Genomic DNA, 12,612 nt, shown 5'->3' with positions numbered 1-12,612 from the left:
CGCGGAAGGCCCGGGAGGGCTCTTATCCGCGTGTTGACCGGCGAACCGGGGCGTCGACGTCAGGAAGGCATCAGCAAGACTCCGCGGTCGAGCTTTCCGTTCTTCGCGTCGTCGATGAGGGACTCGAAGTCCTCCAGCTCATAGGTCTTGGTGACGAGTTCGTCGAGCAGGAGTCGGCCGGACCGGTACAGGTCGAGGTACTTGGGGATATCCGCGCCCGGTCGCGACGAACCGTAGCGGCAGCCCAGCACCGAGCGATCCATGTAGAAGGTGGTGGCCGGGACCGACAGCTTGGCCTCCGGTCCGGCGACACCGAGCATGATCAACTGCCCGCCCCAGTCGAGCATTTCCATCGCCTGGCTGGTGATCGCCTGGCCGCCGACGCAGTCGAAGACGTGATCGGCGCCGCCGTCGGTGAGTTCACGGACGGCGATGACGGTGTCGCCCGCGGTCGCATCGATGAAGTCGGTCGCGCCGAAGAGGCGCGTCTTCGACTCCTTGTCGGGGTTCGTGTCGATGGCGACGATCGTCGCCGCACCCGCGACTCGAGCGGCCTGAATGACGTTGAGTCCGATGCCGCCGGCGCCGATGACGACGACCGAGTCGCCAGGATCGACGCGGGCCCGGTTCAGCACTGCCCCGGCGCCGGTCAGCACCGCGCAGCCGATCAGGCACGCGGTCGACAGCGGAATATCCTTCGGGATCGACACCGCCTGCCCGGCCTGGACGACGATCCGTTCGCTGAAGGTCGAGAGCGCCGCGAAGTTGTGGATCGGGGTGCCGTCGAGGTCGAACGGGGTTGCCGTCTTCCCGAACGACGCACGGCACATCGTGGGATGTCCGGAGGTGCATGCGGCGCACTGGCCGCACGTCGCCAGTGTTGACAGCACCACGTGGTCGCCGACCGCGGGCATGGTGACGCCCGGCCCGACGGCCTCGACGATGCCCGCACCCTCGTGGCCGAGGATTACCGGGGACGGGAACGGGATCTTTCCGTTGACCACGCTCAGGTCGCTCTGGCACAGGCCGCTCGCGACGATACGGACCTGGACTTCGCCAGGGCCGGGGTCGCGGACGGAGACGCCGTCAACCAGCCTGTTGGCGGTGCCGTCGAAGACAATTGCTTTCACCCTTTGACCTCGCTGTTCTCAGAGAATCCGCCTCGCACAATGCGCGAAAGCGCAGCAAGTTGCGGTGGTAAATGAAGGGGGTTGATGAGGAAAAATCAGGCCGGCACTGTGGCCACCGTCTCAACGCTGGTGATGGTAGGGCCGGGGAGTGCCACCGTCAAGCTCCCCGGAGGTCGGCCGGCGTTCCACGCCGTGCAGGTTGCCGTAACGGCGCGGCCGTTCCGAAAAGTGGCTTCGACTCCGTCGAAATCCTTGTGACCTGTGGCGATGGTCGAACGCTCGCCCCGTTTGTTGACGCCTACGTAGCCACTGGCTACAGTGATGGCAGTCACGGTGTGCTGCCGCGCTGATCGGTGGACGTGGTCGAGGATCGCTTCGCCGAACTCGGGTGGAGCGTCGTGTCGGCGCACACCTGCCGGTTGCGATCCGTGAAAGCCCTTGTCGTAGAGCAGCTTCTGCGCAGTTTCCGAAAGTGCTGCTGTTGCAACAGTTCAGGAGGATGAAGTGTCACCAATGGCATTATCGATGAGGCCGACGGGGTGGTTCCAGCTCGGTTGGTCTGCCGACCTCGAAGCCGGCGACGTCAAACCGCTGCGCTACTTCGGTCATGACCTGGTCGCCTACCGCACCCAGAGCGGCCGCTTGGTGGTTCTGAACGCGTACTGCGAGCACCTCGGCGCCCACCTGGGGCACGGCGGCACCGTGTGCGGCGACGACATCCAGTGCCCGTTCCACGGCTGGCAGTGGAGTCCGGAAGGCCGCAATACCTGCATTCCGTACCAGAAGGCCACCAATCGGGTACGCAAGATCGGTACCTGGACCACCGCCGAGCGTGACGGAATCATGTACATCTGGCACGACGTCGAAGGCGGCGAGCCGCAGTACGACGTTCCCAGTATCTTCGAGCTCTTCCCCGACTCGGGCCCGGCGAGCGGTTACCACAACCTCGGTGAGGCCGGGCGCTTCGAGACCGCCGAGCTGGCGATCCACCCGCAGTACGCAGCCGAGAACGGCGTCGACTTCGCGCACTTCAAGTACGTGCACCGCGCCGACGAAATTCCGACCGTCGTCGCCCGGGAGTTCGGCGAGTACGACTTCCGGACGCAGCTGTCGCTGAACTTCAAGCGGCGCGGCGCCGACGGCGAGCTCGAGACCGTCGAAGGACGCACCTTCGCCTCGCTCCTCGGCCTCGGTCTGGGCTTCTCGTACGCCGACGGTGTCGGCGGCATCTGCTCGCTCACCGCGGTGACGCCCGTCGACGACGAGCACTCGATCCTGCGGTTCTCCGCGTGGGCCAGCAAGGAAGACGGGGAGGACGACTCGCGCGTGGCCAAGCGGCAGCGCAGTGCAATCGGACAAGTCAGGGCCGACATCGAGATCTGGGAGCATCAGCGCTACACCGAGCCGCCGGGCCTGGCGACCGCCGAAGCCGCAGGCTTCCGCGAAATCCGCAAGTGGGCTCGTCGCTTCTACCCCGAGGGTCACCTCGGCCACGGTGCCGCCGAGCAGACCGCAGGCACCGATGAACTACAGGCGGAATTCGCGTAATGAGACTGGCACTGACACCAGAGCACGAGGCGTGGCGCGCTGAGATCCGGGAGTTTCTCGACGCCGAGCTGCCCGAGGAGAACGCCTTCAATCCCGAGTTCGACGACGCCCCCGACCAGTGGACGATCGCCGTCGAGTTCAGCAAGAAGGTCGCAGCCAAGGGCTGGATCGGCCTCACCTGGCCGAAGGAGTACGGCGGCAAGGGACTGACGCCGATCCACAACCAGATCTTCCTCGAGGAGCTGTACGCCGCCGACGCACCGATGATCAACTCGGTCGGCATCTTCCTCGCTGCGGGCACCATCCTGGTCGGCGGCACCGAAGAGCAGAAGCAGCGTCTGCTGCCCGAGATCTCCAACATGGAGGTGCTGTGGGCCGAGGGCCTCACCGAGCCGAGTGCCGGTTCGGACCTCGGCTCCCTGCGGACCAAGGCGGTCCGCGAGGGCGATGAGTGGGTCATCACCGGCGAGAAGGCGTTCACCTCGTGGGGCCCGATGTCCGATGTCCTGTACGTCGCCGCGCGCACGGCAGCCGACGACACCGCTCGCGACGCCATCAGCATCTTCGTCGTCGATCTGAAGAACCCCGGCGTCACCCTGCACCCGATGCGCAATTACGGCGGCGGCGTCCAGTCGACCACCTTCCTCGACCATGTCCGCGTCCCGACGAAGAACCTCATCGGCGAAGAGGGCAAGGGCTGGTCGTACATCATGAAGGCCTTCTACGCATCGGGCACCGTCGAGCCGATCTACGCGATGCAGGAGTCGCGGTTGCGCGATCTGATCGCGCACTGCAAGGCGATCCCGGGCAAGCTCGACGACCCGCATGTGCAGGCCGACCTGGCCGTGCTCGCCGAGATCATCCAGACGCAGCGGCTACTGGCGTACGAGATCATCGGCGACAACGCGAACGGCAGGCGGACCCCGTGGGGCGGCGGCGTCCAGCAGGTCGCCGCCAAGGAGTACGAGCCGCTGTTCGCGCAGATCTACGACCGCGTCCTCGGTCCGACCAGCCAGTTGCGGTCGGAGTCGTCATTCGCGCCCCTCAACGGAAAGCCCGAGGCCTGGTATCGGCAGTCGTTCGCCAACCACGCCGGAGGAACGTCCCAACTCAAGCGGATGGTACTCGCGACGCGAGGCCTCGGCCTGCCGCGATAGGAGCAGATGATGGATTTGGCATGGGGAGAGGACTTCACCGTCCTCTCAGATGTGAGCAAGTCGGTCTTCGTGCGCTACTCGCCGCTCGAAGACCGGTCGAACAATGTTCCGTTCGCGGATCAGATTGCGCAGTTCGCCGAGCTCGGCTGGCTGCAACTCGGTGACCCAACCGGCGTCGACGCCGACAGTCCGTTGCTCGGGACGATCGCCGGCGTTTTCGTCGAGATGGGCCGTGCGCTGGCGGGCACACCGCTGCTCGACCTGATGACGGCGCGTGATGCCGCGCTGCTGAGCGGCACCGAGAAGGCCGCCGCGATCGCCGAGCGCATCGGTTGCGGCGAAGCCGTGGTGATCCCGGCCTTCCCGGCTGCCGATTGGGGATCGGTGGTGTCGTACGAGAACGGCGTCCTGCGCGGAACCGCACTCGCCGTCGGATACGCCGATCGCGCCGACAGCTTCCTCGTTCACGCAACCGGCAGTGAAAGCGTTGTGGCAGTGGTCGATTCGGCGGCCGCGAGAATCGAAGCGATGCCGAACATGGGGGAGTACCCGATGTTCGCGGTGACCTTCGACGACATACCCGTGGTCGACGACGCCGTGCTGGCACGCGGTGCCGACGCCGATCGCGCCGCCCTGGTCGCCGAGCAGCGGGCTGACGTCCTGCGCGCGGCGCAGGTCTACGGCGCCGGCCTGCGGCTGCTCGACATCACGGTCCTGTACGCGCAGCAGCGCCACCAGTTCGACGGGGCGATCGGCCGCTTCCAGGCGGTGCAGTACCTGTGCACCGACATCGCGATCGCCGCGCATCTGACCTCGGCGCACGCCCGGTCCGCGGCCGGCGCGATCGACGCCGGAATCGACCCGCAACCGTACCTCGGCCTGATGCGCAGGCAGGCGGCCAAAGCAGCACTGCAGATCGTCCACTCGGCACACGAGGTCCATGCCGGCATCGGGTACATGGTCGAGTCGAACGTGCACCTGTTCACCGACGCCGCGAAGCGCTGGCAATACGACTTCGGCTCGGCGGCGCGCAACGACGCCGAGATCGTGTCGGCCCTCGACCGGATCTACACGGGAGCATGACGATGAGCTACATCGACTACGAGGTGGACGGCGCCGTCGCCGTGATCATCCTCAACCGTCCGGACAAGCGCAACGCTCAGGACGAGTCCCTGCTGCGCGACCTCGACGCCCGCTGGCAGCAGGCCGCCGCCGACGACGCAGTCAAGGTGATCGTCGTGCGCGCCAACGGCGACCACTTCTCGTCGGGCCACGACCTCGAGACTCCAGCTCCGGGCTACTTCAGAGAGGGGAGGACAACCCTGGAGAGCGCCTACGGGTGGGAGAACGAGTACTACCTCGGCTTCTCCCGCAAGTGGCGCGACGTACCGAAGCCATCGATCGCGGCGGTCCAGGGCGCCTGCGTGGCCGGTGCGCTCAACGTGATCTGGCCCTGTGACCTGATCATCGCGGCCGACAACGCCTACTTCAGCGACCCGGTCGTGAAGTTCGGTGTCGGCGGCGTCGAGTACCACGCGCATACGTGGGAGCTCGGTGCCCGACGGGCCAAGGAGATGCTGTTCACGGCCCGAAAGTTCACCGCGGCAGAGGCATTCGACGCCGGCATGGTGAACCGGGTGGTCCCGCTCGGCGAGCTCGAAGCGCGGACGATGGAACTGGCGCACGAGATCTCGGAGATGGACGCGTGGGGACTGGCCACGGCCAAGCGCGCCGTCAACCAGACCCTCGACGTCATGGGCCAGCATGCTGCGATGCAGTCGGCATTCGACATCCACTGGCACGGACACGCGAACGCGCTGCTTCGCACCGGTTACCCACTCTTGACACCAGGCCCGCTTCCGTCGGAGGCAAGTAGGAAGGCGGAGAACTCGTGAACTCGGATATCGCGCCGAACGACGCGAGGTCCCTGTGGGATCTGCTGGCGTTGCGCGCCAACGCCACCGGCGACGCCGTCGCCGTCATCGACGAGTTCGACCGGCGTCTGACCTTCACTGAGGTCGTCTCCGCTGCTGAACGTGCCGCGGCAGGGCTGCTGACTCGCGGCATCGAGCCCGGTTCCACGGTGAGCTGGCAGCTGCCCACCCGAATCGAAACCATCGTGCTCAGCCTGGCGCTGTCGCGTCTCGGCGTGACCCAGAATCCCATCATTCCGCTCTACCGGGCACGCGAGGTCAAGGCCATGACCGAGCAGTGCGCATCGGAATGGCTGATCACCCTGCCCGAGTTCCGCGGGTTCGACCATGAGGCGATGGCCGATGATCTGCGTGCGGCGAGCGGTGAACGCCTCGAACTGCTGATCGTCTCCGATGAGCTGCCCGACGGTGACCCGGCCACGCTTCCCGCCGCGCCGCTCGGCCTCGACGAGGTGCGCTGGATCTACACCACCTCCGGCACAACCTCGGCACCCAAGGGCGTCTGCCACACCGACGGCACGCTCATCGCCGGCGGCATCGCGCTCGCGGATGCGATCGGCGCCACCGCCGACGACGTCGGAACCATCCTGTCCCCGTACGCCCACATCGCCGGCCCCGACCTGCTGATCGCATCGCTCACCAGCGGCATGTCGCTGGTGGTCATGGAGATCTACGAGCCGGTCGCCGCCGTGGAGCTGATGCGCCGGACGGGGGTGACCATCACCGGCGGATCTACCCCGCATTACGCCCTTCTGCTCGGGGAACAGCGGAAGAATCCGAGCACCCCCGTGGTTCCGACTCTGCGCATGGTGACCGGCGGCGGAGCGCCGATGCCGGAGAAGCTGTTCCGGGACGTGCGCGCCGAGGTCGGCATTCCGATTCTGCACGCCTACGGCATGACCGAGTGCCCGATGATCACCTCGGCGCGGATGAGCGACAGTGTCGAACAGCTGGCCACTACCTCGGGACGTCCCGTCCTGGGATGCGAGGTGCAGATCCGCTCCGAGGAAGACGATGTGCTGTCGTCCGGCGAGGTCGGCCGAGTATGGCTGCGCGGCCCGATGCTGTTCAAGCACTACCGCGCCGACGGCGAGATCGTGCGCCCCTTCGACGCCGACGGCTGGATGTTCACCGGTGACACCGGAAAGCTCGAGGCGGATGGGCACCTGGTCCTGGTCGGCCGGGAGAAGGACCTGATCATCCGCAAGGGCGAGTCGATCAGTCCAGTCGAGATCGAAGAGGTGCTGGCGAAGCACTCCGCGGTCGCCGACGTCGCCGTCATCGGTTTGCCCGACGACCGGTCGGGCGAGCGCATCTGTGCAGTGCTTCAGCTGCGCGACGGCGCGGCCGACGTCGACGTCGACGAGATCCGGGCCTATTGCCGCAATGCCGGTATCTCGCCGGCGAAGTTTCCCGAAGAAGTCGTGATCGTCTCGGAGATGCCGAAGACGCCGACGATGAAGATCCGCAAGCAGAACCTTCGGCAGTCCGTCATCGACCAGCGGGTTGGGTCCGGTGCTGCCGCTGAGTGACACGTGCCCGAATTCCGCCGTTAGATTCGAGAATTGGAAGTTTCGATGCCAGGACGTAGCTACATAGAGCGCGCCGTCGAGTGCGCCGATACGAACGCGTTGCGGATGGCGCTGTATCAGGCGACCCGTGACGCGGACATCGCCGCGATCACCCCCCAACGCGTCTTCGGCCCGGTCGCGGACACCGTCGAGTTCTCTGCCGACGATATCGCGCTCATCCGGGCGAAAGCCGTCGAATACTTGCTCACCGAACCCGACGAGGCCGAGCTGCCGATCCCGTCACGTGACGAGATCGTCGAACTGCTCCAGATGGCCGAAGCCCGCAAGTTGGGGCCCGACGACCTGATCATGCGCCACCACATCCCGGCCTTCGCCGACATGCCCTTCCAGGCGCACTGGACCGGCGAGAAGGCGATCCCGGAGGGTTACCACGTCGCGATCGTCGGTGCGGGATTCGCCGGCGTCGCCATGGGTGTGCAGCTGGCTCAGCTCGGCATCCCGTTCACGGTGTACGAGCGTCGTGCCGAGGTCGGCGGGGTGTGGAGTATCAACACCTACCCCGACGTCCGCGTCGACACGCTGAGCTTTACCTACGAGTACGCGTTCGAGAAGAAGTATCCGTGGACCGAATACTTCGCCCGTCAGTCGGATGTCCGTGCCTACATCGATCACGTGGCACACAAGTACGGCGTCTACGAGAACATTCAGTTCGGCTCCGATGTCCAGGCGGCCCGCTTCGACGAAACGACACACCGCTGGACTCTGACCGTGTGCGGCGAGGACTCCGTCGCCGACGTCGAGGCGAATGTGGTGGTCGCCGCCAGCGGTGTGTTCGCGACTCCGCGGGACCTGCCGGTGGAGGGCGTCTCCGGATTCACCGGACAGACCGTGCACACCACCGAGTGGAGCGACGACGTCGAGTACGCGGGAAAGAAGGTCGCCATTATCGGCAACGGATCGACCGGAGTCCAGCTCCTGTCGAAGGTGGCCGAAAAGGCGGAGTCGGTGGTGGTGTATCAGCGCACGCCGCAGTGGATCTCGCCGCGCGCCAACTACGGTATGCCGATCGCCGACGAGCTCCAGTGGCTGATTCAGGAGATGCCCTTCTACTGGAACTGGAACAAGTACGTCGCCGGACTGAGCACGATCGATCTGCGGAACGCGCTCATGCCGGATGCGGAGTGGATCGCGAAGGGCGGCGACGTCAGCGAGCGCAACGACATGCTGCGCGAGATCTTGGTCGGCTACATCTCCAGCCAGGTCGACGGTCGACACGACCTCATCGAACAGCTCGTCCCGGACTACCCGCCGATGACTCGGCGTCCGGTGGTCGACAACAACTGGTATGCCTCGTTGACCAGGAACAACGTCGAGCTCGTCACGACTCCGATCGACCGGATGACCGACACCGCGATCGTCACTGCCGACGGCGAAGCCCGCGACGCGGACCTGGTCATCGCCGCGGTCGGCTTCCAGACGGAGAAGTACATCTGGCCGACGCAGTACTTCGGCATCGGCGGTGTGACTCTGGAGGATGTCTGGACCGTCCAGGGCGCGCAGGCGCATCTAGGCATGACCGTTCCGGGATTCCCGAACATGTTCATGCTCTACGGCCCCAACTCGCAGCCGGTGGCAAGCGGATCGGGACTGCCCACGTGGTTCGAGATCTGGACCCGCTACATCGCCGAAGGCATCGCCGGCATGCTCGAAAACGGTCGTTCGTCGATGGTCATTCGCCAGGACGCGTTCGACGACTACAACGACCAGCTGCACGAGGAAGCCAAGAAGCTCATCTACCTGTCGCCGAGCACCGCGACAGGGAAGAACTACTATGTCAACGAGTTCGGTCGGCTGCAGATGAACGCACCGTGGAGCGGCGAGAAGTTCTACGAATTGTGCGCGAGCCCCGATGAGTCGCACTTCGAGTTCACACACGCACACTAATACGTCCTCTCCGATGAGCGGAGCGAGCCGAAACGGTCAGTGCCGGTGCTGGATCTGAGATCAGCATCAACGGTCCAGCGTTCGGCTCGCTCCGCTCACGCGGTGACAGGGGTGCAGACCCGCCCTCCGATTCGATAGACGAAGGACGACCGACGTGAAGTTCACGCTGGAGTATCCAGGCGATGTCGCCCAAGCGGATGCCCGATTCCTGGAGGGCGTCGTACTCGCCCGCATCAGTCGCGAGGCGCAGGATCATGGCTTCGAAACGCTGTGTCTGGCCGACCATCCGGCACCGTCCGCCAAGTGGTTCGCTGCCGGCGGGCACGATAGCCTCGAACCGGCGGTCGCGCTGGCGTACGCGGCGGCGGCCACCACGTCGCTGACCCTGATGACCAACCTGTACGTGCTGCCGTTCCGCAACCCATATCTCGCCGCCAAAGCGTTGACCACGCTGGACATCCTCTCGGACGGCCGTCTCGTCGTGGGTGTCGGGGCGGGATACCTGCGGTCGGAGTTCGCCGCGCTGGGCGTGAACTTCGACGACCGCGCCAAGCTGCTCGACGAGGGCATCGACGCCTTGCGCCGCATCTGGCTCTCGCCCACGGCACCGGTAGTGGGGGAGGGGTTCGGCGGAACCGGTGAGATGCGGCTGCACGCTCCCGTGCAGAAGCCTCATCCGCCGCTGTGGATCGGCGGCAACAGCCGTGCGGCGATCCGGCGGGTGGTGGTCTCAGGTCAGGGCTGGTGTCCGGTCATCGGACCCGCGCAGATGGCATCGTCCATTCGGACGACGTCGATCGAGGATCTCGACGATCTGCGTCGCGCGGTGGGGCGTCTGCGGACCGAACTGCTTCGCGTCGAACGCGACCCGGCGCAGATCTCGATTCAGGTGGCGGCGCCGCCGGTCGATATTGCAGATCCCCGCTCAGTGCGACGGTTCGCCGAGCACGCCGATGAGCTCAGCGAGATCGGCGTTACACATCTGTGTGTGCACGCCGACGCCCGGTCGGTAGACGCGGTGTCGGACTACCTCTGCGGCTTCGGGGAACTGATCATCGGAACCTGGCCGAGCTGACGCCCGAGACGATTGCGCCGACCGGTCGGCGGCTTCGACGAGACGATCGTCTTCCACTACGTCGGCGGCATGACCGTGCGCGTCATCGCATTACACCTCGAAAGACCCTGGCACCGAGCGTTCGCACGAGCCGATCTGAATGATCACCGCCGTTCCGCCCCGCCGGGCCCAGGGTGCCTCGCGCCTCCGACCGATCGGTCGATCAGATGTGGCAGCTGGCCGAATGGCCCACCAGCACAACCGAACCCACCGACCACTGGCTGGTCCACACTGCCCGCCGACACCACGATCGATGATCTCGTCTGCCTCGCGAAACGTCGCTGGCGGACCCAGAACGCCGGTGGGCAGGGCCGACCGTCGACGGCATCGTCCGCGACATCCAACGCGCACTCGCCATCTGGATCGGCACCTGCCCACTGTGCCATCACAGCTATCCGACCGAACAAAGTCCGGCTAGAGGGCCTTGAGCTCCGCGGTGACCTCGGAGACCATCTTCTTGGCGTCACCGAACAACATCGAGGTGGTGTCCGCGAAGAACAGGGGGTTGTCGATGCCGGCGTAGCCCGAGGACATCGACCGTTTGAGGACGATGACGGAGCGGGCCTCGTCGACGTTGAGGATCGGCATGCCGTGGATCGGGCTGCTGGGATCGTTGCGCGCGGCGGGGTTGGTCACGTCGTTGGCGCCGATGACGATGGCGACGTCGGTGCGGGAGAACTCACCGTTGATGTCATCCATCTCCTTCATGGCGTCGTACTCGACATCCGCCTCGGCGAGCAGCACATTCATGTGCCCGGGCATCCGGCCGGCCACCGGGTGGATCGCGTACTTGACCTCGACGCCCCTCGCCTCGAGCAGCGATGCCATCTCCTTGACCGCGTGCTGCGCCTGAGCGACGGCGAGACCGTAGCCGGGGACAACGATGACCTGGTTGGCGTACGCCATCTGGATCGCCGTGTCCGAGGCGGAGGCCGCCTTGACTGTGCCGCCCGCGTCTCCGCCGGGACCGCCGTCACCGGAGTCACCGGCACCGAAGGAGCCGAAGGAGCCGAAGACGATCGCGGGGATGGACCGGTTCATGGCTTTGGCCATCAGATTGGTCAGGATGGTGCCCGACGCGCCGACGATCATGCCCGCGACGATCATCGCCTGGTTGTTCAGCGCCAGGCCCGCGGCCGCGGCGGACAGACCGGTGAGCGCGTTGAGCAGCGAGATGACGACGGGCATGTCGGCGCCACCGATCGGTAGCACGACGAACAGACCCATCAGCCCCGCCACGACGAGCAGCCCGATGATCCACAGCGACGAGGTCGGGTCGTTGGCGGGATCCGCCTTGACACCGATGTACACCGCGATGACGATCGCGAGGACCGCCAGGGCGATGTTCGCGAGCTGGAACGCCTTGGCACCGGAGACGAACTTGCGCTCGAGGTTCTTGTTCAGCAGCTCCTGGAGCTTCGAGAACGCGACCAGCGATCCCCAGAACGAGACCGAGCCGACGATCGCGGCGAACAGCGAGCCGACGACGACGGGCGCGGTCGGCACGTCGGCAAGGGTCGTGAAACCGTCGGAGTCGAGGAACTCGGCCCACGCGATGAGCGCGACGGTGCCGCCGCCCACGCCGTTGAACAGCGCGACGAGCTGCGGCATCGCCGTCATCTTCGTCTTCAGCGCAGGCGGGACGCCGAGGACCACACCGACCAGCAGACCGCCTGCGATGAGGGCCCAGTTGTCGGTGTCGCGGATGTCGATCAGGACGGCGACGATCGCGATCAGCATGCCGACAGCGGCGATGTAGTTGCCACGGACCGCGGTCCTCGGGCCGGTCAGGCCGGACAGGCCGTAGATGAACATCGCGAATGCGACGATGTACAGGATCGAGACGAGATAGCCCATCAGGCGTCAGCCCCCTTCTTCTCGGCCGCCTTCTGAGCGCCCTTCTTGGATTTGAACATCGACAGCATGCGGTCGGTGACGACGAAGCCGCCGACGACGTTCAGGGTGCCGAACACCAGCGCGACGAACAGGATGATCTCGACGCTCCACGGCGCGTCGCCGGGCAGGTGGCCGAGCACCACCAGCGCGCCGAGCACGACGATGCCGTGGATGGCGTTGGTGCCCGACATCAGCGGCGTGTGCAGGGTGTTGGGCACCTTGGAGATGACGGCGAAGCCCACGAATCCGGCCAGGACCAGGATCGCGATGTTGGCCAACAGTTCGGTGTACATCAGGCAACCTCGGCAGTAGTCGGATCGGAGGCGTTGAGCTGCGAGAACTCGGGAATCTCGGTTC

General features: G+C 65.9%; 10 protein-coding genes. 7 read left to right on the top strand and 3 right to left on the bottom strand.

Going from position 1 to position 12,612, the window contains the following annotated elements:
• Positions 1-59 precede the first annotated feature (59 nt).
• Entirely contained in the window at positions 60-1,130 is a 1,071-nt protein-coding gene (locus ACWZHB_RS17705) for a Zn-dependent alcohol dehydrogenase (protein ID WP_427909031.1), read from the bottom strand.
• 513 nt (positions 1,131-1,643) lie between these two features.
• Between ACWZHB_RS17705 and ACWZHB_RS17700 the strand changes: the two genes are divergently transcribed.
• The 7 genes from ACWZHB_RS17700 (at position 1,644) to ACWZHB_RS17670 (ending at position 10,320) form a co-directional block, all read left to right on the top strand.
• Positions 1,644-2,678, top strand: coding sequence for a Rieske 2Fe-2S domain-containing protein (locus ACWZHB_RS17700; RefSeq protein WP_427909030.1), 1,035 nt, complete (start codon positions 1,644-1,646; stop codon positions 2,676-2,678).
• Complete coding sequence (locus ACWZHB_RS17695) at positions 2,678-3,835, top strand: acyl-CoA dehydrogenase family protein (protein ID WP_427909029.1); 1,158 nt, start codon at positions 2,678-2,680, stop codon at positions 3,833-3,835. The genes ACWZHB_RS17700 and ACWZHB_RS17695 overlap by 1 nt, the downstream gene beginning before the upstream one ends.
• Before the next feature lie 9 nt (positions 3,836-3,844).
• Positions 3,845-4,918 (top strand): acyl-CoA dehydrogenase family protein, encoded by a 1,074-nt coding sequence (locus ACWZHB_RS17690; RefSeq protein ID WP_427909028.1) that lies wholly within the window; start codon positions 3,845-3,847, stop codon positions 4,916-4,918.
• Between the two features lie 2 nt (positions 4,919-4,920).
• Positions 4,921-5,730 (top strand): enoyl-CoA hydratase, encoded by an 810-nt coding sequence (locus ACWZHB_RS17685; RefSeq protein ID WP_427909027.1) that lies wholly within the window; start codon positions 4,921-4,923, stop codon positions 5,728-5,730.
• Positions 5,727-7,301 (top strand): class I adenylate-forming enzyme family protein, encoded by a 1,575-nt coding sequence (locus tag ACWZHB_RS17680; RefSeq protein ID WP_427909026.1) that lies wholly within the window; start codon positions 5,727-5,729, stop codon positions 7,299-7,301. The genes ACWZHB_RS17685 and ACWZHB_RS17680 overlap by 4 nt, the downstream gene beginning before the upstream one ends.
• 45 nt (positions 7,302-7,346) lie before the next feature.
• Complete coding sequence (locus tag ACWZHB_RS17675) at positions 7,347-9,245, top strand: flavin-containing monooxygenase (protein ID WP_427909025.1); 1,899 nt, start codon at positions 7,347-7,349, stop codon at positions 9,243-9,245.
• Positions 9,246-9,399: 154 nt separating this feature from the next.
• Positions 9,400-10,320, top strand: coding sequence for a TIGR03619 family F420-dependent LLM class oxidoreductase (locus ACWZHB_RS17670; protein WP_427909024.1), 921 nt, complete (start codon positions 9,400-9,402; stop codon positions 10,318-10,320).
• A gap of 453 nt (positions 10,321-10,773) precedes the next feature.
• On the opposite strand, the gene ACWZHB_RS17665 is transcribed toward ACWZHB_RS17670, so the two are convergent.
• Together ACWZHB_RS17665 and ACWZHB_RS17660 are read right to left on the bottom strand one after the other, a co-directional pair.
• Positions 10,774-12,216: an NAD(P)(+) transhydrogenase (Re/Si-specific) subunit beta gene (locus ACWZHB_RS17665; protein ID WP_427909023.1), complete on the bottom strand. Its 1,443-nt coding sequence runs from the start codon at positions 12,214-12,216 to the stop codon at positions 10,774-10,776.
• A complete protein-coding gene (locus ACWZHB_RS17660; protein WP_427909022.1) occupies positions 12,216-12,548 on the bottom strand; it encodes an NAD(P) transhydrogenase subunit alpha in 333 nt (110 codons plus the stop codon). Before ACWZHB_RS17660 ends, ACWZHB_RS17665 begins: the two co-directional genes overlap by 1 nt.
• Positions 12,549-12,612: the final 64 nt, after the last annotated feature.

Source organism: Nocardia sp. FBN12, assembly GCF_054031145.1.
The sequence above is the reverse complement of the archived record's forward strand: the minus strand, read 5'-3'. Positions and strand labels throughout refer to the sequence as shown.

Excerpts from the sequence above, each read along its gene's own strand:
- ACWZHB_RS17700 (WP_427909030.1), top strand. The coding sequence starts at position 1,644 with ATGGCATTATCGATGAGGCCGACGGGGTGGTTCCAGCTCGGTTGGTCT.
- ACWZHB_RS17695 (WP_427909029.1), top strand. The coding sequence starts at position 2,678 with ATGAGACTGGCACTGACACCAGAGCACGAGGCGTGGCGCGCTGAGATC.
- ACWZHB_RS17690 (WP_427909028.1), top strand. The coding sequence starts at position 3,845 with ATGGATTTGGCATGGGGAGAGGACTTCACCGTCCTCTCAGATGTGAGC.
- ACWZHB_RS17685 (WP_427909027.1), top strand. The coding sequence starts at position 4,921 with ATGAGCTACATCGACTACGAGGTGGACGGCGCCGTCGCCGTGATCATC.
- ACWZHB_RS17675 (WP_427909025.1), top strand. The coding sequence starts at position 7,347 with ATGCCAGGACGTAGCTACATAGAGCGCGCCGTCGAGTGCGCCGATACG.
- ACWZHB_RS17665 (WP_427909023.1), bottom strand. The coding sequence starts at position 12,216 with ATGGGCTATCTCGTCTCGATCCTGTACATCGTCGCATTCGCGATGTTC.
- ACWZHB_RS17660 (WP_427909022.1), bottom strand. The coding sequence starts at position 12,548 with ATGTACACCGAACTGTTGGCCAACATCGCGATCCTGGTCCTGGCCGGA.